This window comes from Vibrio sp. 10N.261.55.A10, assembly GCF_041470825.1.
In the GTDB taxonomy this organism is placed as follows: domain Bacteria; phylum Pseudomonadota; class Gammaproteobacteria; order Enterobacterales; family Vibrionaceae; genus Vibrio; species Vibrio crassostreae_C.
The window spans coordinates 1-23,101 of sequence record NZ_JBFRNC010000059.1; the positions used below are offsets into that span (position 1 = coordinate 1).

Sequence of the window (23,101 nt, forward strand, 5' to 3'; positions counted from 1 at the left end):
GCGATGAACCAAAAAAAAGCGCCCAAGCTGGCTGGTGCTTGAGCGCCTTTAGTAAACCGAAGAGTTGAATTAGAAGTTGTAACCACCGCCGATCATGAATACCCATGGGTCAATATCAACGTCTGTTGAGTAGTTGTTGCCATTTATATCAGAGTATTTTGCCGTCGTTCCAATATCTGCATACCAAACCGATGCGTTCAGAAACCAGTCTTCATTGATCATGTAGTCCATACCAATATTTGCTGCCAAGCCCCAAGAATCATCTAAAGACACATCTGTTAGGTTAGCGTCGTTCTTACCCGTACTCGTTAGAGACTCATCAAAGAATACCGTATAGTTGATACCAGCCCCTACATAAGGTCGGAAATCGCTATTCGCTTCACCGAAGTAGTACTGCACCATAAACGTTGGTGGGAGGTGCTTAGTTTCAGCGACTTCACCAACACCGTTTACAGAGATACCGTGAGAAAATGGAGTTGCTGCTAGAACTTCCAAGCTGATGTTATCCGTAAACATATAACCAAACGTTAAGCCTAGCTGTGTATTTGAGTCTACTGAGAATTCTAACGATGAATTACCTAAAACGTCACCGCTGCTATCGTTCGGAGATACAATCGCTGCGCCAGCTCGGATGATGAAGTCACCCTCTTTATGAGCTAGAACATTAGTTGAGATAAGAGCCGCAATAACCGCAATACCACATACTGTTTTTTTCATTATAATTTCCTTTGTAGGGCTTTATTTACTTGGTGAATGAATAATCATTTCTTATTTTGCGTGCAAGGTAACATACAATAACCCTACTTTATTGATGGAAATCAATTTGTGAAAAGTTGTGATTATTTATGTAAATTTATATCGAGCCGATCACTTTATTCCTTCATTTTATTGACAGTTTTGTAATGCAGCTTTTCCGTGCGTCATTTTGTTAATCCAAACAATTCACTCTATTCGGATCTTTTTTGGATCAAAATAGAGCAAGCCAATATCTCACGCGCATCATTTTGGTGCAGAACAACAAGAATCAATCTCGCCTCGTATAATATTCAATGAGTTACATTTGGCTTAGTGCTTGCAAGTCTATGTTAATAATCATAAATACATTGAGGTTCTGACTATGCAAGACACTCTAACAATCGTTCTGGCCGGCGGTGTTGGCTCTCGGCTTTCTCCCCTCACCGATAACCGTGCAAAACCTGCGGTACCTTTTGGTGGCAAATATCGAATCATCGATTTCACACTCGCGAACTGCCTGCACTCCGGACTTCGCCAAATTCTGGTGCTAACTCAGTACAAGTCTCACTCTTTGCAAAAACACTTACGTGATGGTTGGTCGGTGCTTAACCCCGAGCTCGGCGAATACATCACCAATGTTCCCCCACAAATGCGAACCGGTGATAGCTGGTACAGCGGTACTGCCGATGCGATTTATCAAAACTTGTATCTGCTGTCTCGCAGTGAAGCCAAGCATGTGGTGGTGTTATCTGGCGACCATATCTATCGCATGGATTACGCGCCAATGCTCAAGCAGCACAAAAAGAACGAGGCCGACCTAACCGTGGCGTGCATGGAGGTTTCGATTGACGAAGCTAAAGAGTTTGGTGTGATGGAGATAGACGAGTCTCTAGAGATCAATAACTTTACCGAGAAGCCACGTTACCCTGCATGTGTACCTGGTAGGCCGACTCGAAGCATGGCTTCAATGGGAATTTACATCTTTGATAAAGAAGTACTGACACAGGCATTATTGGCAGACGCAGAAGATCCAGACTCAAGCCACGATTTTGGAAAAGACATCATTCCGAAATTGGTGGGCAACAACAGTGTTTACGCATACAAGTTTGGGGATGAAGAAGGCCGAGTGACCCAAGATGCGTACTGGAGAGATGTTGGTACTATCGACTCTTATTACCAATCGAATATGGATCTGTTAAAGCCAGCTTCGCCTATCGATTTATATCAACCTGATTGGGCAATTCGTACTTACGAACCGCAGCTGCCACCCGCACGAACCATTGCTTCGGTTGAAGGTAACCAAGGAATATTCATCAACTCGATGATAGCGAATGGCGTTGTAATTGAAGGCGGCTCGGCGCAAAACTCTATCTTCTTCCCTAAAGTGAAAGTCAGCAATGCCGCGATTGTGATTGATAGTATTCTGTTTGAAGATGTTGAGATTGGAAAAAATTGCCACATACAAAACTGCATCATCGACAAGAACGTTAAGGTGCCTGACGGAACCCAGATCGGTCTTGATGGCCTTGCCGATGCGAAACGCTTCCATATATCAAAACAAGGCGTGATTGTGGTGCCCTCTTCTTACCAATTTGAAGAGTAACCTTTAACGTTGGAATGGCTTTTCTTTAAACGAAAAAAGGCAGCGAATTCGCTGCCTTCTTATTTACTCACACAGCTTCAGTTAAGCCTTAACTGTCCATGTATTCGATTAAACAGAAACCTTAGAAAGGCCCTAACTCAATCATTTGAGCAATCACAACAGAAACCAAAGCGCCTACCGACCAGAACAAGAACAGTGGTAAGAAGAAACGAACCCACTTGGTGTAAGGTACTTTTGCTATAGCCAATACCGCCAACAAGCCACCATTGGTTGGGTAAATATAGTTAGAAATACCATCACCCAATTGAGAAGCCAGTGCCGCCACTTGACGAGTCACTTCACCAATATCTGCCAACGGAATAATGATTGGCATGGTGATCACCGCTTGGCCACTGCCCGATGGAATGAACAGGTTGATCGCAGCCTGCGAGAAGTAGATCCCTGCTGCTGCCACAAGTTTAGAGCTACCAGAAATGATTTGTGCAAGATAGAAGATAATAGAATCAACAATCTTCGCGTCTTCCATAATGGTTAGCACTGAACGAGCAAAGAAGATGATCAGTACCGCAACCAATACATCGCTAACACCTTTGGTCCAGTACTCACAAATCTTGTTCGGAGATAAGCCCGCCACCAAACCCGGAATAATCGCCATCGCCACGAATGCACCCGCAATCTCGGTGAAGCCGAAACCCATCGTCAACGTGCCGAAGATCATGTATGCGAACACGCCCAAGAACGCGATGCCCGCAAGCTTTTCACGTGTGGTGAGTGTTTTCGCTTCAACGTTAGATTCGTAGTGGTAACCCGTACCGTGCAACAAACCTTTGGTCGGGTCTTGCTTAACTTTGCGCGCGTAGTTAAGTACATACCAAGTACCTGTTAGCAACATGAACATGCCAACAATAAAGCGATACCACATGCCTGAATACATAGGCAGTTCAGCGATAGAGTGTGCGATACCCGTAAAGAATGGGTTAGCCAAAGCGGCTGCGAAACCGGCACAACTTGCCAGTAAAACAACGCCAAGTGCCGTAATCGCGTCATAGCCAAGCTTGATACAGATCGGGATCATCAAAGAGATAAAGATGACATCAAGTTCACGCATACCGGTGAAGGTGACGTTGAAGAAAATCGCCGTCATGATCACAGGCGCAATTACGTACAAGCCTTGCTTCTTTAGCTTAGTGGTTAGTGCAACAACGGATGCGTCTAACAAGCCCATGTGTTTGATAATGCCAAAAGCACCACCCACAAATACCACAACGCCCATCACGCCAGAAGCGGATTTGAAGCCTTTAAAAAATGATTCGAAAAAAGAGGCTAATGTTGTTGGGTTGCTGGTCAATTGTGTGTAGCTGTCTGGGTCGATAACCGTGCGGCCATTCATGACCACTCGTTCAAACTCGCCTGCAGGGATAAAATAGGTTGCGATTGCTGCAACGATTACCATGATGACCAAAGAAAGAAATGGATGGTTTACTTCTTTCTCTGTCGAAGCTGTATTACCAGCTGGAGATGTAGGTACGGATGTAGATACCGTAGTCGTCATATAGACTCCTTATTTGTCAGCAACTAAGGTTCACTTAGCCGCCGGAGGGATTTTTGGAAAAACGAAACCCTTCACGCTGAACTAAGTTCGCGCTAATTTAGGTTGTTTCAAAAAGGCCTTTGATAGATGGTGCTCTCAAATGTACATAGTGAAGTAGTGAGAACTACTCTCTTTGCGTCCGAGCAAAATGCAGATGTTCAGCCAAGTCAGGCCAAACTGAATGAGGTCATTACAAGCAGGTAAACAGAAAAGTCTGTTTTGGTAATGCGTTTTTTATCAATTACAAAGACAAGCGGCGCATACTAGCACAACGAGTCATTAATTGTCAGAAAAGTGTGAGTTTCGTCATGCTTTGGTGAGCAAAAGAAAAGCGCCCACTAATAAGTAAGGCGCTTTTCTGCAATCGAATCGAGTTACTTAGGTGCTAATTCGTAGTTTTCTTGCATCTCATGAGGGGCAATCCCGTACTCATAATCCGCTAAGTAGCCATCCTTATAGACCTTCATTCCCTTCTCATCCCAGCTCACTTTGATCATCGCCGTGTTGCCATCTTCACTGCCTAACAGCTCCAGCATTTCTGCATCAATCTTAATGGCTTTGATGGTTTTAATACGCTTAAACGGCTTAAATTCAGTGGCCGAGAATACGATGGCCGAGCGATAACGCTTAAGCTTGAGTCCAATCGCAAAGATTCTCGATTGTTGCTCAAACTGCAACATATTGATCTAGGCTCAATTGATGAGTCTCGCATTTCAGAACTTGTGCGATTCAAAGTCGAAACGCCGGTTCGCTATGAAGGTGACATTAATTATTGGCGTCAGGGCGTCGAATTTCCTGTCGATCAACTGGCATCCAATAAAGAAGTCGATATTCGAGCACGCATTACCATACCCGAGTCTCAACTCACAGCAGGAGAGTTTCACTTCAATATGGAGTGGGCAGTTGAGTGTCTATAAATTAGTAACTTAAGCTGAGTTTTTAATCAAAGAAGAAAAAGTGAGTGAGCTGGAAAGAAAATCAATGGAGTGACAAGTTCGGAATTATAAAACCGATAAAGAGAGATTCACTGGGAATTCGCTGTAGGTTAGCGCAAATTATCAAGGATGGAGTTTTTTTGAACATGTCTTTAAAACACGAAACATAATATGCGTTCAGTTCATCGGACTTTCAAGGGAGTAACAAGAGAATATTTGATAACACTGAAGTCAATCACACATGTGCTAATTCTCAGTTGGTTAATCTATGCGATGTTTGCTACGTTTAAATGACACAGTCATTGGAAAGGTATGATTTATGAAAATAAATGTTCAAACACATCATGTATCAATTAACGACGAGTCACGCAAAGACATCGAAGGTAAATTCGAGAAGATATCTAACCATTTCCCATCACTGATCAGTTGCGACATCATCATTACTAAAGAACACGGTCAACATCAGGTTGAAGTATTCACCAACTACGAAGGTGTACGAGTAACAGCAAAATCGACAGACGATGTTATGTACCCAGCTATCGCTGCAGCACTTAAGAAACTTGAAGCGGGCCTAAGTAACCGTAAGGGACAATTGAAAGCCGACCTACACGAGAAACCAACAAGCACGAAGCCAGAGATTGCTTCGGACATCATCCAAGAGATGAAATTGGTATAAATCGATAAGTAGTTAAAGCGAAATAACGAATAGAAACTTATTAAGAATTTCAAAGCCAGCATACATTGCTGGCTTTTTCGATCTTAAAGCCAAGCAAACCTTCGCTTCTTTACCGTCCCTCGAATTCAGCTCAACCCCACATCATTATTAACGCCCTTAAGTTCTTAGCAGCTATAACAATCACTTGTGGTATTTGATACAGTTATAAGCAGAAATTTAGACCACAACGGAATGTTTATTATGAAGAAAATCGCGTTGATACTTTTCCTTGCTACTCAATTAATGGCTTGTACCGAGGTTGGCAGTGAAGCTTGGTGTGCGGATATGAAAGAAAAGCCTAAAGGTGACTGGACGGCTAATGAAGCGGGCGATTTTGCTAAACACTGTATTTTCTAATCACGTTAGCTTCTAATTCTACATTGGGCTGAATTAATACGCTCTGTGTAAAACAATCCATGGAATAAGTGAGTTTTAATGGAACACCAACTAGACAACAACTGGAAGCACATCGAATGGGTATTAACCGACGTCGATGACACGCTCACTTGGCAAGGTTCACTCCCTCCAGAAACCCTGATTGTGTTACAAAAGCTGAGAGACAATGGAATCAAAGTGGTCGCTGTAACGGGAGCCTGTGCTGGTTGGTGTGACCATATTGCGCAGCTCTGGCCTGTCGATGCCGTGCTTGGAGAAAACGGCGCCTTCTTACTAGAGAAGCAAGATGATGCATTACAACTCTCATCTGAAACACCGCTAGAACAAGTGCGTAAGAACCAAGCTAAGCTAAAACAAGAAGTTGAAGCGATCTTGTTGAGTTACCCCGACCTATCGCTAACTTTGGATCAATCTTACCGCTTGTGTGAGGTCGCGATTGATATCGGCCAAAACCGTAAGCCTGTTGATCCTGAAACTGTTCAAGCGGTACTCGAAAGAATACACGCTTTAGGCGCACACGCGACGGCAAGTTCGATTCATATCAACGCTTGGTACGGCGAACACTCAAAGAAAAACGCCGTGCACCGTTTCCTGGCTAATAAAGGCTTATCGCTTGAGCAAATCCACAATCAAGCCTGCTATGTCGGCGATTCAATGAATGATCAGCAGATGTTCGAATCACTTCCACTTACCGTTGGCGTGGCAAACATTCAACATTATTGGGATAAGCTAGAGCACCATCCAAGCAGGGTCATGTCGCAGCCTGGTGGCTATGGGTTTGCAGAATTTGTGGATGCGCTGCTGAGGCTTAAAAGTGAAGTAATTTAGATAATCGCTCAGACTTTGAAGCAAAAATCGCACAAGTTTTCACTCATACGATTTCATTCATGTCATGTCCATCGATTAAACGGGCTCAACGAACTTAGAGAATAATCATCCCATCTCGATAAGTCAGTGATGGTGCTACATCTTGACCAAGTAAGACTGGGCCATCGAGGTCGACGATTTCAGATTGAACGGCGATAGGCAGAGCTGCACGCATCGCCAGCGATGTACCGAGCATACAACCCGACATCAGCGTAAATCCTAGCCTTTGAGCTTCTTCAGCAAGTACCAATGCTTCGGTCAAACCACCTGTTTTATCGAGCTTGATGTTGACCATTTCATATTTGCCTAACAAAGATGAAAGTTGCGAAGTGGTATGACAGCTTTCATCAGCACACAGTGGTATCGGGTGCTTGATGTGCGCCAATGAGGCATCGTGCTGTTGGGGTAACGGCTGCTCGATCATCGCAATATCAAATTCTACCAGTTGATTGAACAACTCTTCGAGATTCAATCCTGTCCACGCTTCATTCGCATCCAATACAATTTGAACATCTGCCGCAGCTTCTCGTACCGCGCGAACACGCTCTACCACCTGCTCGCCGTCAAGCTTCACTTTCAGAAGTTTCGCACCATTCGCGACATAGTCTCGAGCCTGAGTCGCCATGGCTTCTGGCGTGCCAATCGAGACTGTCATTGCAGTCACGATTTGAGCAGGCAACTCAAACAAGCTATTCGGAAACGTCTGGTCGTTCTGCTGAGCTTCAAAATCCCAAAGCGCACAATCGACCGCATTGCGCGCTGCCCCTCCGGTCAATAAAGACTGAAGATGATCTCTTAGCTCTGCCGGATCAGTAACGCCTCGTTCAAACATAGCTTCAAGTGCGCTAGACGCTTGTTGGATTTGCGCTAACACAGACTCCGATGACTCGCCGTATCGTGGGTAAGGCGTGCATTCGCCCTGAGCTCGTTTGCCACCATGTTCAATGTAAACACGAACAACGTGACACTCAGTTCGACTGCCACGAGAGATGCGAAAAGGCGTTTGCATCGCGATAATAATGGGTTCAGCTGTAATCTTCATAATTTCACTCGGTTGATGTTCACTTTAACAAATGGAAACGTAGAAATGATGAAGTCGTTAAAGTGAATGTCGCAAATGATCAGTAATGTGTTGTACACCAAAGCGCACTGGGTCCGTCACTGGCACTTGATAGAGTGTGGTCCATTCTTGGCACAATGTCTCAGCCTCTTCAATGCTAATCGCCGACGTGTTCAAGCAGATACCCACCAGCTTCGCGTCTGGATTAGTCAGTCGCGCCGCTTGCAAGTTGGCTTCAATCGTCTGTTCTATGCTTGGTAATTTAGCATGAGGAAGGTTACGAATATGTGGTCGCCCAACTTCATGACACAGCACTAAGGCATCAGCTTGTGCGCCATGTAAAAGACCCAAACTCACGCCTGCAAACGAAGGGTTGAACAAAGAGCCTTGCCCTTCAATGATGTCCCAATCGTGGTCGGTAAAATCAGGGCTAATCGCTTCAACTGCGCCAGAAATAAAATCCGCAACCACCGCATCAATCGAAATACCGCTGCCTTCAATCAAAATACCTGTCTGCCCTGTCGCTTTAAACTGAGCGGATGTTCCCGCTTGTTTAAGCGACTTTTCAATCGCTAATGCCGAGAACATTTTGCCTACTGAGCAATCAGTTCCGACAGTAAGCAGGCGCTTACCTTGACGAAGCTTACCGTTACCAACATTAAGAACACCGTCAAAATGGCGTACATCATGAAGCTTAGTCAATCCTTGTTGCTGCATGTCAGCAAGCGGTGAAAATTCACTCAATCGTTGGTGCATGCCAGATGCAATCTCATATCCCATTTCTGCAGCGGCCATAATGGTTGACTGCCAAGAATCAGGAATAACACCACCCGGATTTGCGGTACCAATCACTAGCGTCTTCGCGCCCTGCGCTTGCGCCTCTTGCAGGGTCATATCCGTTAAGCCCAGTGAAACGGTATCACCCGTTAAACGCAGTTGACCTAGGCAGATTTCTGGTCGCCATTGATGAATACCGCGAGCTGTTTTTGCAGCGAGTGGGTCAGTAACATCCCCAAGAAAAAGAAGGTAAGGTTGAGCGATCGACATGAGTATTCCTAATTAATAAGCCCTTGTATGGGTTTACTTTAATTAAGAACTTCGAAGCTGCCGAATGCCTATTTATGGCGAGCCTATAACCTTAAGTTATAGGGTGAGTATGGATTTTCAATGAAGCGATAAATTGCTTAACGGAAATCGACTGAGGGGTGTGCTCTGCGCAAAGCATCGATACCGAAAATTGGATGTCTGGTTGAAGCGGCAACACACAGACCGCATCGTCATTTTGATATTGCTCTGCCGTCCACGGATCAACAATCGCAAACCCCGCTTGGTGCTTGACCAGTTCCGCAGCGGCGCTATACCCACGTACAGATATCGGGTGGTGATAATGCTGCTCACGTGCAATAAGGCGTTGATGTAACAGGAGGCCTAATGGATCGCGGCTATCGAGCCCGATGATTGGCAGCGGATAATTGATCAGATCATCTAACGTTAATTCCGCGGGGAAATGATCAACCGTATTGGAAGGAACCAAAACCTTTAGTGATTCGGTTAATAGCGTTTCACTTAATATCGCAGGCGGTGCTTCATCGCCAAACGCGATAGCAATATCAAGCTCATGCTTTAATAACCCAGCACACAGCTCATCACGGTTTGCAGTCAGCAACTCAAAAGAGAGCTCTTGTTCCCGAGACATTTGGGCTATTACCTGAGTCAGCAATTTAGTCGCCAGAATCGGTGGCGCACCAATGCGTAAATGCTGATGTCCTTGCTTGACTTTATTGGTCAAAGAACGAAATTGACCCAGTTGCTGATAAACCTTTTCCGCTTCTGGCAGTAAGGTTTTTGCCTCAACCGTTGGCACCAACCGCCCTTTAACTCGTTCGAATAAGCCAAACCCAAGTTGTTGCTCCGTGTGCGCCAAAATACGGGTCACGTTTGGTTGCGACACATGCAAGCTGCGCGCGGCTCCAGATACGGTTCCGGTCTGCATAATGGCGTAAAAGACTTCCAATTGTCTTAGGTTCACATTGATGTCCTTATGGTTCGCGAAACAAATCTAGGGTTTGGCTTTTCTTGTATTAGCTAAGCTGTTTATCGGTCTAGCTAGCGTTTTGCGTGAGTCTATTTTAGTAGCTCAGCTATCGTAGGTTGAAGTATCTCAGCCCAAGTTTGATAAGCCTTCGCATTCAAATGCAGATCATCACACGAGTACTTGTTCGACAACAGCTTATTAGGCGACAATACTGAATTCACATCTAAGAACGCAATGCCTTGCTGTGTACAGTACTCGCTTAGCTTGCTATTGAGCAGTTCAACCGACGGATTTAAACCTTGCAGTTTAGAGCCAACATAAAGCGTTGATTGCACCAATATGCGAATCTCATTTTCTTGCCACACCTTAAGCATATCAATGTAGTTCTGGTAGATATGGTCGACATCATAACCCTGAGCTAAATCGTTTATCCCTGCCATAAAACACACCAGCTTTGGCTTCACATTCAACGTGGTATCAATACGGCGCAACATGCCAGTTGTGGTGTCACCCGCTAAGCCACGGTTGACCATCGAGATATCACGGAAAATATCCGCCCACGGTGCCCACTCGGTGATCGAGTCACCAAACATAACTAAGTCTGCACTTGGAGAAAAATGGCGGTGATTATCTGATGTCATGATGTAACGACTCATACTGTGGCCTCGTTGCTGAATCTCAGACTGAAGAGCGACTGCCTTGAGGATCTCGCTATCTGGCGTGGCGCTATCAAATTGAGCTAGCAATCCTTCGATATGAGGCTTAAAAGGGCTAAGACGAGTACTCAGTTGATGATGTTCTTTAAGGGAAGATAACCTCTCTAGTAATGCATACAAAGAGCAGTTTTGACCAACTTCTTGGAATAACTGATAGAGATCGAGGACAGAGTGTTGCTGTAGCGCGGCAAGTAATTGCTTGTCTTCCATGGTGTTATCTAACCCTTCAATTATCTGATGATGAACTCAAGATAATATCCGATTGCGTACGGGATAGATAACACTAGAAGCAGAGAATTACTTTTCTTTGATCAGCAGGTGATTACGGTTATCGCGGCTTTTCTTAATCAGCTCGTTGCTCTCATCCATTTCATCTGACTTAGCAAGGCGATCATAAAGCAGCACGTTAACTGTTGCAGCCAAGTTCATGCAGCCAACCGTTGGTACGTACACAACATGATCGGCTCTGTCGGCGACATCTTGAGAAATAGAGCCGTCTTCAGGGCCAAAGATATAAATGGCATTTTCTGGGTGTTTAAAACGCGGTAGTGGTGTTGCACCTTCTGCGAGTTCTACGCAAACGATCTTCGTTTCTGGATCAAGATTGTCTAAAAACGACTCAACACCAGTCAACGGGATAGTACGCGCAGCACTCTTAGTATCGGTGTGGAATTTTGCGGCTTTTTCGTAGCGTTGCCCTGTGTATTTAACTTCGTCGACTTGGTAACAACCAGCCGCACGCATAACAGCACCAACGTTTGTCGGGCTCTTTGGGTTAGTTAAACCAATAGTCACATGGCTTTTGTTCATGAATCTTTCTCACTTAACGAATAGACATAGCAGGGTGCTACAAAGCGTCGCATTCTAACAAAGCAGCGTCGAATTCAAAAGCATCGATACAAACTCACTTTTTCTCGCTTAAGCCTCTAGTTGCAAGGCTTCTCACCCCAAAAACCTAACCGTCATCATATTTATAAAACAAAAACACTCTAGGATAACAATTAGACAACAAGCCCATTTACATTTTGAAACCACATTAATAATGTGTTGAAAATTGCATGAGACAATCACACAGGAAGCGTGACATGACCCTAACCATCAAAAACCGCCTTTATATTCTCTCTTTCATTCCGTTGCTACTAATGGCAATTGGCATGATGAGCGTGACGTATATGAAGAGCACCGAGCTAACCGCACAGCAAGTTGAATCGACGCGTAGCAATATGATGGCGATGAAAGAAAAGGAACTCAAAGCGTATCTACAAATGGCCTACTCTTCGATCAGCCCATTTTTGGATAGAGGTGCAACATTAGAAGAAGCCTTACCAACATTAAGAACACTCGAATATGGCGAATCTGGCTACATCTTTGGCTACGACTCTAAAGGCGTTCGAGTGGTTGTTGGACAAAACAACGATGGTATTGGTAACAACTACTACGACCTGCAAGACAAAAAAGGCAACTACCTGATTCGTGACTTGATCAAGAACTCAAAGCTTGGTGAATTCACCACCTACTACTTTCCAAAACTTGGTCAATCCGAAGCCCTACCGAAACTGAGCTACTCGATATTCGTTCCCCAGTGGGACTTGATGCTAGGTACAGGCTTCTATACTGACGACATCGATGCGGTCATCGCAGAGATGAAAGAGAGCTCAAATGCTGCGTTACAAAGCTCATTGACGGCGATCGCTATATTCTGTGGTTTGATTGCCCTAGTAGTTGCTGTGTTTGCCGTTGCCGTCAACCGTACCATCATGCAACCACTCGAGCAGTTTGATCGTTCAATCAGCGCATTCGCGAGTGGCGAAGCTGACTTAACCGCTCGAATGGAAACCTTCAAAGCGCCCGAGTTCACAAAACTCAGCGAGAACTTCAATGCCTTTGTGGCAAGCCTGCAAACCATCATTCGCAGCGTAAGTGATGTCGGTCAGCAAGTCGTAGCCGAGACATCTAACATGTCTTCTCGTGCTGCGCAGGTCGACGAGATTGCTACAGGGCAACGTGAAGAGACAGAACAAGTTGCAACAGCGATGACTGAGATGACCACAACGGCGCAAGAGATCTCGAGCAACGCTAGCCAAGCGGCGGATTCCGCCAAGCTTGCAGAGGGCAATGCAAAAGAAGCGCAACAGATCGTAAACGCAGCTGCAGACTCGGTGGCAGGCCTAGCGAGCGAAGTATCAGAAGCGAACACCGTGGTGTCTCGTTTAGAAGGCGATGTACAAAACATCTCCTCTTCATTGGCGGTCATCCAAGACATTGCCGAGCAAACTAACCTACTTGCGTTGAATGCCGCGATTGAAGCTGCGCGGGCGGGCGAACAAGGGCGTGGGTTTGCTGTAGTAGCCGATGAGGTACGTAAGCTAGCAAGCCGTACTCAAGAGAGCACTGGCGACATTCATAAGATGATTGAGCAACTTAAAGCTGCCTCAGATGCTGCTGTGAAAGCGATGGATTCAAGTCAAAACCGAAGTGCGCAAACCGTGGAAGAAGCGAATGCCGCAGCCGAAGCACTGGCGAAGATCCAAGCGTCGATTGATACCATCATGGACATGAACTCGCTTATTGCGACAGCGACTGAACAGCAGAATATTGTCGGCCAAGAAATATCTCAACGCATCGTGGTGATTTCTGACCAAAGCTCACAATCGGCAGAACTCGCGAATCAAAACCGTACAGGTAGCCAAAACCTCAACAGTCGTGCAAATGAGCTGTATCACTTGGTGGATCGCTTCACCGTCTAATACATTTTCGGTCTAGTAAGCCGTAATCAAACGATAATTAATCCTAAAACACGTCGGGCTTCAGAATCTCTATTCTGAAGCCCGTTTTTATCGGTGGAGGTTTTAAGCCATACACTAATCCAATTGCTCAGAAAGGAAGTCCACCAGCAGGCGAACCTTTGAAGATAAGTTGCGGTTCTGAGGATAAAGCGCCCAGATCCCTTCTTTGTCATCTCGATAATCGGACAGCACCTCAACCAACTCACCAGAATCAAGGTCTTCACTCACATAGTATTCAGGCAACTGCACCAAGCCAATGCTCTGCTTAGCTGCGTCTAACAAGGCTAAACCACTGTTGCACTTAATGCGTCCGTTAACACGAACTGAGCGAGGGCGTCTATTTTCTTTGAAACGCCAATGTTCAAATCCACCGACTAAACATTGGTGATTATTTAATTCTGATAATGTATGCGGCTCGCCATAACGTTCAATATATTCAGGGCTTGCACATACATAAAGTTGGCGTTGAGACAGCCTCTTTGCCACAAGGCTTGAATCTTCCAAGCGGCCAAGACGAATCGCAACATCAACACCCGAATCGATAAGATCGAGCTTTTGATTGGTCAGCATCAGCTCAAGCTCTACTTGCGGGTGAAGCTTTAAGAATTGATGCAGTATTGGGGCGAGTTGGCGCTCACCATAAGTCACAGGCGCGGTGACTTTCAGTAAGCCTTTGGGTGTGGATTGCATCTGCGTGACCGCAAGCTCAGCAATTTCTAAACCTTCGACCAACAACTTACATTGTTGGTAATAGAGTTGCCCAGCCTCTGTAAGGGACACCTTTCGAGTCGTTCGATTGAGCAGTTTCACTGCGAGTCGTTCTTCGAGGTTTGCTACTCTACGACTGATTTGAGCCACCGACGTAGCGAGCTTCTGCGCCGCACCAGTAAAGCTTTCACGCTCTGCCACTGCAACAAACTCACTTACCCCTTCCCAATTGGCCATGCCTTTACCTTATGCTGAACTTTGGTTACCCATACAGTGTATTGAAGTTAGATATCAGTGTCACCTTGCTTGATATGCGCTGTGCATTAATCTTCGGCACCTATAGTCATTCCCTTACAGAACCATATTTTTGTCCTAACATTAACCTCATCCCCTATTGCTAGGGTGAGAATCTCTAAAACACTGGTACAACAAAGTAAGGTATCCCTTTGAAGAAGTTAATCATACTTGCATCAACTCTTGTACTCAGCACCACTGCGTTTGCAGCAACTAAAACAACAATTCAAGAAACAACGCTAAAATCTGATACATTTGTTACTGAAGCGGAAGCATACGATGCAGGCACCAACCTTATGGATGAGTTAAGCGCAAAAACACCTTTTGAGCTTTCAAGAGAACTGCCACAGTTCCAACAGACAACCAAATACGATTCGTTCAAGATTGATGACGCGAATATGGAAGTGAAGAAAATCACTAACATGAGCGGTGACATTCATTACCAAGCGAACGTAAAAGTTGACTACCGTTACACATACAAAGACGGTCGCAGCAGCTAACACCGAATGATTGATCAGGTCTAAAAACTGATCACCTAGTCAAAAGACTGATCACCTAGTCAAAAAGAAAGCCCGCACTCATAGAGTGCGGGCTTTTTTGTCGTTCACCGCTGATTAATGGGACTCAATACGAGCAACCATTATCAGCTCATATTCGTCTGTCTAATTTTGAAAATTACACTTCAAACTGAGACACAAGGCTATCTAGCGCTTCACACTGTTCAGCCAATGCCATACATGCATTTTCTGCGCTGCTTGCCATCTCAACCATTTGCATGGTGCTTTCAGCGATGCGTTGAACATTCTTATTCACTTCTTCAGACACTTGAGACTGTTGCGAAGCCGCCGTAGCAATTTGTGTGTTCATGTCATTCATCTTGCCAATTGAGTTACGAATCTCACTCAATGAAGATGCTGCAGTTCCTGCTTGAACAATGGTTTTCTCGCCACTCACTTTGCTTTCAGTCATCACACCAACCGCGTGTTTAGCACCCACTTCTAAGCGTTCAATCATTGATTGGATTTCGCCAGTGCTGTCTTGAGTTTTACTCGCAAGCGCTCGAACTTCATCAGCCACAACCGCAAAGCCACGACCTTGTTCACCCGCTCGTGCCGCTTCAATAGCCGCATTCAAAGCAAGTAGGTTGGTTTGCTCTGCAATGCCTTTGATCACACCAAGGATTGAGGCAATGTTCTTCACGTCTGTGTCCAGCTCTTGAACAACACCGCCCGCGTTCTCGATATCTTGTGCAAGGCGTTCAATCGAAGTCACGGTCAAGCCAAGCGTGGTGTCTGCCGATTCCACTTCATGATTGGCAACATTACTGGCGGTTGCCGCATCTAATGCATTACCACTCACCACTTCACTGGTTGCTTGCATCTCATGAACCGCCGCCGCGACTACTTCACTTTCACGCTGTTGGTTCGATGAAAATTCAGCAACACTTTGCGTTAACGATTTAATGTTTTCCATCTCAGCGCGTACCGCATTCGATGTAAAAATAACTTGTTCGACGGTGACATGGATCTTGCCAACAAACTGGTTGAAAGCAGAACTTAAACGAGCGATCTCATCATTACCTTCGACCTTCATACGTTGAGACAAGTTACCGTCACCCGATGCGATCTCATTCATCGCTTTCTCTACGTTCTGGATTGGCTGAACGATAAAGCGATTGGATAACCACATAGCGAAAAATGCAGCGAAAACAGCAACGGCCATACCTACTTCAATGATCAATTTGCTTGATTCAATAGAGTCATCGGCTTGCTGGCGAAGCTCTTTCTGTTTCAATTCGATCAGAGTTCGGATATCGCGCAATTGAGTACGAATGATCGCAAACTCTGCGTCAAGCGCTGGTGAGTAATCAATATTGTATTGGTCTGCGTTTGCCGGATCAGCGAACATTGGCTCGTGCAGTGCCACCCACTTGCTCATCGCGTTAACAAGCTTTGATAACTCGCCACGTGAAGATGGATCCAACACGCCCGCTTGATACAAGGTTTCGACACTTTCAAAACGAGGAACCGCTTTGTAAGCGTTGTCTTTAAATTCAAATTTTTGGTACTCAATCGCCGCTTGGTCTTTCGAGAGTAATAGACCTTGAGCAGAAGCGATAACTTGATAAATGTCACGATACCCATCTTCCAAATTGTCTAACACGGGCTGAACCACATTATTGAGCTCGTTATTAATCGCAGCTTGAGCATTTGATCTGATAACGTTGAGTACAGTAACGGTAGAAAAAATAATCACAATCACCAACAGCGGGATCGCGATTTTACTCTTAATCGAAAGATTATTGATATTCATTGGGATTAATAACCACACTTCAAATAGGGATGCGCGCGCAATATACAGCACACATATGCAATCTCACTAAGGATTTGTGAGCCCTATCTCATAGCAAACGATGTCGTTAATTTTCGTGGTGATTATTCAACCAGAGGTTAACTCTCAAACATTAAAGTATGCTCTGATTTAGACTTATTTGCCGCTGAGTACGCGCAAATACTGGAGAAGTGTGAGAAATAACACCATAATGTAGGGCTCTAAAATAAGTAGGTAAGAACATGAAAATTTGTGGTGTTGAAATCAAAGGTAACGATGCAGTCATCTGTCTTCTTTCTCTATCAGATGGTGTATTTAACATTCCTGATTGCCGAGTTTCTAAAGTTTCAATTAGCGACGCAAACGACACACAGAATATGAAAGACTTTCAATTCTCTTTTGCAAAGTTAATGGAAGATTACCAAGTAGATAAAGTTGTAATTCGTCAACGCCAAACTAAAGGCAAATTTGCTGGCGGTGGCTTTGGTTTCAAACTAGAAGCAGCAATTCAACTGATCGACGGCCTAGACGTAACCGTTGTATCACCTGCTGACATCAAAGAGAGCCTCAAGCGCAACCCTCTAATGATGAAATTCAAAGAAACTGGCCTTAAGCAATACCAAGAAGCACCGTTTACTACGGCATATGCTTGCTTGATGAAGCGCTAATCAAAAGTCGCTAGCCAATATTTGATACAGAAAGAGCCTGAATATTCAGGCTCTTTTTTGTTTCTAGTTACTGACGTTAAGTGGAGTTAATTATGATATACACACTACCGCTCTAACACTGTTCGCCTGCGAGCCTTAATCCATTCTGGCTTCCTCACCACCAAATAAACCGCCGCAGCAGACAAGGCAAAGCCCATCGCGCCATACATGTCGAACGACTCACCGAAAATAAGCCAAGCTTGAATTGCTGTCGTCGGTGGAACTAAGTAAAACACTGAGGCCACACTTGAAGATGCACCGTGTTCTACCATGTAAAGCAACAATAATATGGCAACACAAGACAGAACAACCACCAGCCAGATTAGAGTTAGCGTGAATTCTACAGTCCAGTTTACCTGCATGGTTTCATAGCGCATTGCGAACGGCAGAAACAACGCCGCAGAAGCCAAGTATTGCACCATCGCACCGCCGACCATATCTGTCCCCTGACAGAAGCGCTTCTGATACAGAGTGCCGCAGGTAATACCCACCAAAGAAACCAAACACAATAATGTTGCCAAGCCTTTTTGGTCGTCTGACTGCCATTCAATATTACCCATCAACACCAAACTAATACCCGCAAAACCAAGCGCTAATCCCAACCACTGTGCAAAATTAAAACGCTGCGAAGTACAGCTGATCATAATCAAGGCGGTCAGAATCGGTTGTAAGCCAACAAGTAGAGAGCTCAACCCGGCGGGCATACCCATATCAATCGCCAGATAGGTGCCACCAAGGTAGAAACCATGAATCAAGATGCCAACCACACTTGCGTGGAAGAATGCTCGACCACGAGGAATACGACGCTTAAGGATTGCAATCAAAACCAAGAACAGCGCCACGTTGGCCACCATCCTCAATGAAAGTAATGTTGCGGGTTCCGCGTATTCCACACCAAGACGTGCGCCGACAAAACCTGACGACCACAATATTACAAACACAAACGGAATCATTTTAATCAGCATTACAAACCTCTGGTCAACTATTCATCAATGCTGTTACCTTAGTTGGGTACAGATAACTAATAAAGATACAGATATAACACTTTATATGGTTACAGATTGAGAGTGTGCAACGAGGGAGAAACACGTGGAAGCAGAACTCAGCGGCAATAAATACCTTGCTACCGAACAACATATTAAGGCTCAGATCGATAAGGGACTTTTTCATCCAGACGATCGTCTTCCCTCAATCCGTCAATTAAGCGAACAGCTTGGTGTGAGTAAAAATACCGTGATTCGTGCCTATCAAGAACTGGAGGCGACAGGCTGGGTTTATTCTGTGCCTAAATCAGGCTATCGCGTGAAAGCACCGAGCACCACCAGCTGGGATGCATCAAGCCAACCTCAAAAAGTCGATCTATTGTCTGTCACTAAATCGGTACTCTCTCGTCCAAAAGGTCGTCTGAAACTATTGGCAGGCTCGGCCCACCCGAATATCAACAACCCTGCGATTCGAAGTTTGTATGCCGAAATCGGTCGCCATAGCCGTTTACAAACTCAACTTCCCGGTTATTACCAACTGCCTCCTGGAGACGAACAATTAGTAAAGCAATTGTTAAAGATCACCCATGATCTTGGTGTGCCTGCGGGATCGAAAGAGATTGCGATTACTCATGGTGCTCAACAGGCAATCAGTTTGGCACTACGTGCGCTCACCAAGCCCGGCGACATCGTGGCGGTCGAGTCGCCCTGTTATTTCGGTAATCTACTTTTACTTGAATCACTTGGCTTGCAAGCCCTTGAAATCCCAAGCAGCGTTAGCCACGGTATTGATATCCCATCACTACAGAGTGCGTTGGACAAATGGGAAGTGAAAACCTTACTGCTAACGCCAAACTTTACTAACCCAACCGGCTCAAGAATGCCATTGGCGAATCGAAAAGCATTACTGGAGATCACCGGATCTTTACCAATTATCGAAGACGATGTGTTCGGTAGCTTGGCATTCGACACACCAATCGCGAGCCTCAAAGAGCTTGATGATCAAGATAGAGTCATCTACGTCAACTCACTGTCTAAAACATTAGACTCACGCTTGCGAATCGGTTGGTTACTGTCTGGGCGCTACCAACCTTTGGTCGAAAAGTACCTTTTATGCGACAACATGGGCAGCTCAAATCTGATGCAATCCGCTGTGGGTCAATTTCTCACTACCGGCAAATATCGCAGTCATTTGTCTAAGATGAAGCGGCTCTACCAAACCAATCAAAAGCAATTCCAAAGCCTGTTAATACAAGCACTAGATAGCTACCCACACCTTGTCGGGCAATACCACCTATCAAAACCGGAAGGCTCTTTTTTAAACTGGATAACACTGCCTGAATCGGTCGATAGCTACGCGGTCTATCAAGATTGTTTGAAGCATAAATTGGGGATCTTACCCGGAACAGTATTTGGCACCAACGACCAATATAAACACTGTCTGCGCTTCACTGTCGCCAACATTGAAGAGAGCAAAGAGTGGAAAGAAGGGCTTGTGACACTAGCGAAGATAATCGCTAGGCACGTACGTTAGGTAACCTTGTTAATTCCATATTCAACCCAAACAACAAAGCCCCACTCAACTGAGCGGGGCTTTCATCATTATCATATCTTGAGTTGCTTAAATACGATGGTTAGTTAAATGCGATTAACCTTGCCAAGCGAACTGTTCAAATACTTTGTCGACTGGCGTTTTAGCAACGTGGTTTACGTAATTACTGATCACTTTCTGAGACAGGCCAAGAATCACTTCTAACACTTGTTGTTGACCGTAGCCCGCGTCGAAGAATGCTGCCATTTCACTTTCAGGCACATTGCCGCGGTTACGCACCATGCTCAGCGTAAAATCATGCAGTGCTTGCAATTTTTCAGTGGGTAGAGCCGTGCGATTACGCAGTTCTTCGGTGATTGCAGGATCAACCTTCATTGAATGTGCGATACCTGTGTGCGCTGGAACGCAGTAGTGACATTCGTGTTCAACGTTGATGGTTTGCCAAACAACCGTTAGCTCTTCAGCATCGAAAGATGAGTCACTAAATGCCTGATGAAGCTGGGTGTAAGCCTTAAGTGTGTTTGGAGATTCAGCCAACACACCAAACAAGCCCGGCACTCTGCCCATCTGCTTTTTAGCGCCCTCAAGAATAGGTTGGCTTTGCTCTGGCGCGGATTCTACTGAGTGAATTTTGAAGTTGCTCATTGCTCTATCCCTATCAATTTTCGGTTCTAAAGTTATTCAATCACGGAGCAATTAATGAATGTTCTCCGTTGGTGTGAAAACAATATAGATCAAACAAGAACGATCGTTCAAGTGTTATTTTGAACACTCGTTCAAACTGTACATTGAAGCCTGACGGATATCTTTTGTTCATAACGAGAAAGCCCAACAGGCAACACCTGATGGGCTTTCTCTTTTTCTCAATTTTTTGCAAGCGGCTACCAATATTCTGCGTGAGCCAAGCCTTTAACACAACTCGACTTGCCACTTGTTACTTTGATTTCACCACCAGTTAACAATTGAGCCAACCAACCGTGAGGGAAACTCAATTCAAAGGGCGCTGGGACCTGCTCAACGGTAATTTGCCCAAAGCCCACTTTTGAATAGTAGTCAGGATCACCGTACGTCACTGCAAGCTCAATACCCTGCTCTTTTAGAAACTGCAAACCGAAGTTAATCAGGCGCTGACCAATACCACGCTTTTGCATCTGAGTGCTCACCGCCACTGGCGAAAGCAAATATGCCTTGGTTTCATCATCAAATGAAAGCGGCGTAAAGATAATCGCACCCACAATCGTGCTATCCACATCCGACTCACTAGAATCGTCTTCAGCGACAAAGCAAAGTAGCTCTGTCGGGGCTGTAGTCGTTAAAAGGTCGTTGGCAAGCATACCCACGGTTTTACCTTCGTTCTCGCCTTCTGAATCCGTAAAGGTTTGAGTGAAAACTTGAGTGATCGTTTCGATTTCGCTTGAATTATATTGTCTAAATTTCATGGTGTTACTCACTTACTTTAATTTCTTGAGCACAAAGAACTGATAATCAAAATCACGTTGTTCAGAACCTTTCGAAGGCTGTTGATCCAAGCCGTTCTTTGATGTGTTGCTATCGAAAAATTGTTTAACTTCATTGTCGCAATCTACGAGCGCTTTTGAGTTCGGCATCGTTGCTTTAAGCGCTTCTACTCGCTTTTGAAAGGGCTGGTAATACGCAAGCCAACCAGCATCGCTCAGTGCAAAGTGCTCCAAGACTTCATAACCCGCAGCTTGTGCCTGTTTAATTCGCTCGGATACCGTCGTCATGTCTGGATACTCTTTTTGCCAGAACGCTTTGCTCGATTCGTTAGGTTGTTCGGTATTCCACACCAAATCATTAACGACCAATATGCCGTCATCACTGAGTAAATTTCGCCACTGCTTTAGCGCCTTTTCAACACCCATGATGTAAGCGCTGCCTTCCGACCAAATTAGGTCAAACGACTTAGCTTCAAACGGCAGATCCATCATGCTCGCGTATACGGTTTTGACGTTGCTTTCTAAGCCAAGAACCTGTGCTTGCTGAGTCAGAACATCTAAACTCGGTTGATCATTATCTACCGCCGTTATTTGCACATCCATTTGATGTTCTACTAAGGCTTTCGCTAACACAGAGGTGGCAATACCTTTACCACAACCGATCTCAAGCACACGTTTAGGAGAAACCGAAACGTGTACCAACGCCGCTAAAGTATCTTCCGCTGTTCCTGGCCCTAAACGCTGTAAACCCTCAAAGATCACCTCAAAATCCGCCATGTACTGGTCATGATCGTTCATGTCTTTTGAAAGCCATTTCAGTCGCAGTGCTTGCTTCTCATCAAAGCCTTGCTTAATGAGCCAATCGAGATGCGCATCAGGCGCCACCTTGTCCATCGATTCATGCCAATCTTGCAAACCACTCTCGCCTAACAAGGCCGATAAAAGATCTCTCGAACGCTGTTTCTGAGCGATCTCTTCGTCCAATTGTTCGAGTCGGTTTTGTAACAAGGAGCGGTCAACCTTGGCATCCAAACACGCCTGACACTCTTTCAACGTCAGTCCACCCGCTTGTAACTGCTGCAACAATTTCACACGCTGCAAGTCGCGTTCGGAATAACTTCGATAACCATTATTGGTGCGTTGAGCTTCTATCAAACCCAACTTTCCATAGTACAAAAGCGTTGAACGGCTCAGGCCAACGAGCTCCGCTAATTCAGATATGCGATACATCCACTTCTCCCTCATTTTAGTAGTAAAGGTAAACTATGAAGTTGTAGTCAGGTCAACAGAATTTTCGACACTTTTCTCGTTCTTTACCTATTTACCTTCAAATTGATAAAGCGATCTGAGCGTGTCTTTTACCCATAGAACGGTTAGTCATCGACATTGCCTGAACGGGATTCAGGAAAGGAGAAGTATTAAACTTGATGAATTGAAAACAATTAGCTCATAAACATACTTCTTTTTAACTGAATTTTGCCAATTTCTAAATCATTCAATAATGGACGAACGTTAACTAAACGATAAATAAACTCACCGAGTGAATACTTAAATCAACCACACATATACACCAGAAATTCCTGCTTAAATTTTTTAGAAAAATTCAAAATTTATTAGGGCGTGTTGATCT

At 44.9% G+C, this 23,101-nt stretch carries 22 protein-coding genes and 1 pseudogene; 9 read left to right on the forward strand and 14 right to left on the reverse strand.

Annotated elements, in window-relative coordinates:
* Window positions 1-69: 69 nt before the first annotated feature.
* Complete coding sequence (gene ompW, locus AB4274_RS18105; RefSeq protein WP_017069805.1) at window positions 70-717, reverse strand: outer membrane protein OmpW; 648 nt, start codon at window positions 715-717, stop codon at window positions 70-72.
* A 400-nt stretch (window positions 718-1,117) separates the two neighbouring features.
* Between ompW and glgC the strand changes: the two genes are divergently transcribed.
* Window positions 1,118-2,338: a glucose-1-phosphate adenylyltransferase gene (glgC, locus tag AB4274_RS18110; RefSeq protein WP_017069804.1), complete on the forward strand. Its 1,221-nt coding sequence runs from the start codon at window positions 1,118-1,120 to the stop codon at window positions 2,336-2,338.
* A 121-nt stretch (window positions 2,339-2,459) separates the two neighbouring features.
* On the opposite strand, the gene AB4274_RS18115 is transcribed toward glgC, so the two are convergent.
* Together AB4274_RS18115 and AB4274_RS18120 are read right to left on the reverse strand one after the other, a co-directional pair.
* The gene (locus AB4274_RS18115; RefSeq protein ID WP_372112829.1) at window positions 2,460-3,890 is read right to left on the reverse strand and encodes a YfcC family protein; all 1,431 of its coding nucleotides are present in this window, start codon (window positions 3,888-3,890) and stop codon (window positions 2,460-2,462) included.
* A gap of 413 nt (window positions 3,891-4,303) precedes the next feature.
* Window positions 4,304-4,531 (reverse strand): annotated as a pseudogene (locus tag AB4274_RS18120) (hypothetical protein); the annotation flags it as partial.
* A 57-nt stretch (window positions 4,532-4,588) separates the two neighbouring features.
* On the opposite strand from AB4274_RS18120, the gene AB4274_RS18125 reads away from it, so the two are divergent.
* From AB4274_RS18125 to AB4274_RS18140, 4 genes are all read left to right on the forward strand, one after another.
* Window positions 4,589-4,846, forward strand: coding sequence for a hypothetical protein (locus tag AB4274_RS18125; protein WP_229648214.1), 258 nt, complete (start codon window positions 4,589-4,591; stop codon window positions 4,844-4,846).
* 337 nt (window positions 4,847-5,183) lie between these two features.
* Window positions 5,184-5,540, forward strand: coding sequence for a ribosome hibernation-promoting factor, HPF/YfiA family (hpf, locus tag AB4274_RS18130; RefSeq protein ID WP_017061680.1), 357 nt, complete (start codon window positions 5,184-5,186; stop codon window positions 5,538-5,540).
* A gap of 240 nt (window positions 5,541-5,780) precedes the next feature.
* The gene (locus tag AB4274_RS18135; protein ID WP_017061679.1) at window positions 5,781-5,936 is read left to right on the forward strand and encodes a DUF3012 domain-containing protein; all 156 of its coding nucleotides are present in this window, start codon (window positions 5,781-5,783) and stop codon (window positions 5,934-5,936) included.
* 78 nt (window positions 5,937-6,014) lie between these two features.
* The gene (locus AB4274_RS18140; protein WP_102393449.1) at window positions 6,015-6,803 is read left to right on the forward strand and encodes an HAD-IIB family hydrolase; all 789 of its coding nucleotides are present in this window, start codon (window positions 6,015-6,017) and stop codon (window positions 6,801-6,803) included.
* A 94-nt stretch (window positions 6,804-6,897) separates the two neighbouring features.
* Here AB4274_RS18140 and dgcA read toward each other — a convergent pair whose 3' ends face one another.
* The 5 genes from dgcA to AB4274_RS18165 all read right to left on the reverse strand — a co-directional run bounded on the left by dgcA (window position 6,898) and on the right by AB4274_RS18165 (window position 11,463).
* Window positions 6,898-7,884 carry an N-acetyl-D-Glu racemase DgcA gene (dgcA, locus tag AB4274_RS18145; protein ID WP_017066889.1) on the reverse strand — a complete coding sequence of 329 codons (987 nt, stop codon included), beginning with the start codon at window positions 7,882-7,884 and terminating at the stop codon, window positions 6,898-6,900.
* A gap of 57 nt (window positions 7,885-7,941) precedes the next feature.
* Window positions 7,942-8,949, reverse strand: coding sequence for an N-acetyltransferase DgcN (gene dgcN / locus AB4274_RS18150; RefSeq protein ID WP_017061677.1), 1,008 nt, complete (start codon window positions 8,947-8,949; stop codon window positions 7,942-7,944).
* A 91-nt stretch (window positions 8,950-9,040) separates the two neighbouring features.
* The gene (locus AB4274_RS18155; RefSeq protein WP_017066887.1) at window positions 9,041-9,931 is read right to left on the reverse strand and encodes a LysR family transcriptional regulator; all 891 of its coding nucleotides are present in this window, start codon (window positions 9,929-9,931) and stop codon (window positions 9,041-9,043) included.
* A gap of 95 nt (window positions 9,932-10,026) precedes the next feature.
* Window positions 10,027-10,863: an SGNH/GDSL hydrolase family protein gene (locus AB4274_RS18160; RefSeq protein WP_372112832.1), complete on the reverse strand. Its 837-nt coding sequence runs from the start codon at window positions 10,861-10,863 to the stop codon at window positions 10,027-10,029.
* Between the two features lie 87 nt (window positions 10,864-10,950).
* Window positions 10,951-11,463 carry an RNA methyltransferase gene (locus AB4274_RS18165; protein WP_017061674.1) on the reverse strand — a complete coding sequence of 171 codons (513 nt, stop codon included), beginning with the start codon at window positions 11,461-11,463 and terminating at the stop codon, window positions 10,951-10,953.
* Between the two features lie 275 nt (window positions 11,464-11,738).
* Here AB4274_RS18165 and AB4274_RS18170 point away from each other — a divergent pair, with 275 nt between their 5' ends.
* Window positions 11,739-13,400 (forward strand): methyl-accepting chemotaxis protein, encoded by a 1,662-nt coding sequence (locus AB4274_RS18170; RefSeq protein ID WP_372112834.1) that lies wholly within the window; start codon window positions 11,739-11,741, stop codon window positions 13,398-13,400.
* Between the two features lie 114 nt (window positions 13,401-13,514).
* On the opposite strand, the gene AB4274_RS18175 is transcribed toward AB4274_RS18170, so the two are convergent.
* A complete protein-coding gene (locus tag AB4274_RS18175; protein ID WP_017064933.1) occupies window positions 13,515-14,384 on the reverse strand; it encodes a LysR family transcriptional regulator in 870 nt (289 codons plus the stop codon).
* A 209-nt stretch (window positions 14,385-14,593) separates the two neighbouring features.
* Between AB4274_RS18175 and AB4274_RS18180 the strand changes: the two genes are divergently transcribed.
* A complete protein-coding gene (locus AB4274_RS18180) occupies window positions 14,594-14,941 on the forward strand; it encodes a DUF3316 domain-containing protein (RefSeq protein ID WP_017076504.1) in 348 nt (115 codons plus the stop codon).
* 175 nt (window positions 14,942-15,116) lie between these two features.
* Here the strand turns inward: AB4274_RS18180 and AB4274_RS18185 are convergent, their stop codons facing one another.
* On the reverse strand, window positions 15,117-16,754 hold the full coding sequence (locus tag AB4274_RS18185) for a methyl-accepting chemotaxis protein (protein WP_372112836.1): 1,638 nt from the start codon (window positions 16,752-16,754) through the stop codon (window positions 15,117-15,119).
* A gap of 260 nt (window positions 16,755-17,014) precedes the next feature.
* On the opposite strand from AB4274_RS18185, the gene AB4274_RS18190 reads away from it, so the two are divergent.
* Window positions 17,015-17,440, forward strand: coding sequence for a DUF3010 family protein (locus AB4274_RS18190; RefSeq protein WP_017069797.1), 426 nt, complete (start codon window positions 17,015-17,017; stop codon window positions 17,438-17,440).
* Window positions 17,441-17,544: 104 nt separating this feature from the next.
* Here AB4274_RS18190 and AB4274_RS18195 read toward each other — a convergent pair whose 3' ends face one another.
* On the reverse strand, window positions 17,545-18,444 hold the full coding sequence (locus AB4274_RS18195; RefSeq protein ID WP_372112838.1) for a DMT family transporter: 900 nt from the start codon (window positions 18,442-18,444) through the stop codon (window positions 17,545-17,547).
* A gap of 124 nt (window positions 18,445-18,568) precedes the next feature.
* Here AB4274_RS18195 and AB4274_RS18200 point away from each other — a divergent pair, with 124 nt between their 5' ends.
* Entirely contained in the window at window positions 18,569-19,996 is a 1,428-nt protein-coding gene (locus tag AB4274_RS18200) for a PLP-dependent aminotransferase family protein (RefSeq protein WP_372112839.1), read from the forward strand.
* Between the two features lie 114 nt (window positions 19,997-20,110).
* Here AB4274_RS18200 and AB4274_RS18205 read toward each other — a convergent pair whose 3' ends face one another.
* The 3 genes from AB4274_RS18205 to AB4274_RS18215 all read right to left on the reverse strand — a co-directional run bounded on the left by AB4274_RS18205 (window position 20,111) and on the right by AB4274_RS18215 (window position 22,701).
* The gene (locus tag AB4274_RS18205) at window positions 20,111-20,659 is read right to left on the reverse strand and encodes a carboxymuconolactone decarboxylase family protein (RefSeq protein ID WP_372112841.1); all 549 of its coding nucleotides are present in this window, start codon (window positions 20,657-20,659) and stop codon (window positions 20,111-20,113) included.
* A gap of 236 nt (window positions 20,660-20,895) precedes the next feature.
* Entirely contained in the window at window positions 20,896-21,465 is a 570-nt protein-coding gene (locus tag AB4274_RS18210) for a GNAT family N-acetyltransferase (protein WP_372112843.1), read from the reverse strand.
* Window positions 21,466-22,701 carry a MerR family transcriptional regulator gene (locus AB4274_RS18215; protein WP_372112845.1) on the reverse strand — a complete coding sequence of 412 codons (1,236 nt, stop codon included), beginning with the start codon at window positions 22,699-22,701 and terminating at the stop codon, window positions 21,466-21,468.
* Window positions 22,702-23,101 lie beyond the last annotated feature (400 nt).

What these genes read in the sequence shown, in the direction of transcription:
- AB4274_RS18160 (WP_372112832.1), bottom strand. Translation starts at nt 10,863, where the DNA reads ATGGAAGACAAGCAATTACTTGCCGCGCTACAGCAACACTCTGTCCTC.
- dgcN (WP_017061677.1), bottom strand. Translation starts at nt 8,949, where the DNA reads ATGTCGATCGCTCAACCTTACCTTCTTTTTCTTGGGGATGTTACTGAC.
- AB4274_RS18195 (WP_372112838.1), bottom strand. Translation starts at nt 18,444, where the DNA reads ATGCTGATTAAAATGATTCCGTTTGTGTTTGTAATATTGTGGTCGTCA.
- AB4274_RS18190 (WP_017069797.1), top strand. Translation starts at nt 17,015, where the DNA reads ATGAAAATTTGTGGTGTTGAAATCAAAGGTAACGATGCAGTCATCTGT.
- AB4274_RS18140 (WP_102393449.1), top strand. Translation starts at nt 6,015, where the DNA reads ATGGAACACCAACTAGACAACAACTGGAAGCACATCGAATGGGTATTA.
- dgcA (WP_017066889.1), bottom strand. Translation starts at nt 7,884, where the DNA reads ATGAAGATTACAGCTGAACCCATTATTATCGCGATGCAAACGCCTTTT.
- AB4274_RS18165 (WP_017061674.1), bottom strand. Translation starts at nt 11,463, where the DNA reads ATGAACAAAAGCCATGTGACTATTGGTTTAACTAACCCAAAGAGCCCG.
- AB4274_RS18135 (WP_017061679.1), top strand. Translation starts at nt 5,781, where the DNA reads ATGAAGAAAATCGCGTTGATACTTTTCCTTGCTACTCAATTAATGGCT.
- AB4274_RS18215 (WP_372112845.1), bottom strand. Translation starts at nt 22,701, where the DNA reads ATGTATCGCATATCTGAATTAGCGGAGCTCGTTGGCCTGAGCCGTTCA.
- AB4274_RS18175 (WP_017064933.1), bottom strand. Translation starts at nt 14,384, where the DNA reads ATGGCCAATTGGGAAGGGGTAAGTGAGTTTGTTGCAGTGGCAGAGCGT.
- AB4274_RS18185 (WP_372112836.1), bottom strand. Translation starts at nt 16,754, where the DNA reads ATGAATATCAATAATCTTTCGATTAAGAGTAAAATCGCGATCCCGCTG.
- AB4274_RS18115 (WP_372112829.1), bottom strand. Translation starts at nt 3,890, where the DNA reads ATGACGACTACGGTATCTACATCCGTACCTACATCTCCAGCTGGTAAT.
- hpf (WP_017061680.1), top strand. Translation starts at nt 5,184, where the DNA reads ATGAAAATAAATGTTCAAACACATCATGTATCAATTAACGACGAGTCA.
- ompW (WP_017069805.1), bottom strand. Translation starts at nt 717, where the DNA reads ATGAAAAAAACAGTATGTGGTATTGCGGTTATTGCGGCTCTTATCTCA.
- AB4274_RS18170 (WP_372112834.1), top strand. Translation starts at nt 11,739, where the DNA reads ATGACCCTAACCATCAAAAACCGCCTTTATATTCTCTCTTTCATTCCG.
- glgC (WP_017069804.1), top strand. Translation starts at nt 1,118, where the DNA reads ATGCAAGACACTCTAACAATCGTTCTGGCCGGCGGTGTTGGCTCTCGG.
- AB4274_RS18205 (WP_372112841.1), bottom strand. Translation starts at nt 20,659, where the DNA reads ATGAGCAACTTCAAAATTCACTCAGTAGAATCCGCGCCAGAGCAAAGC.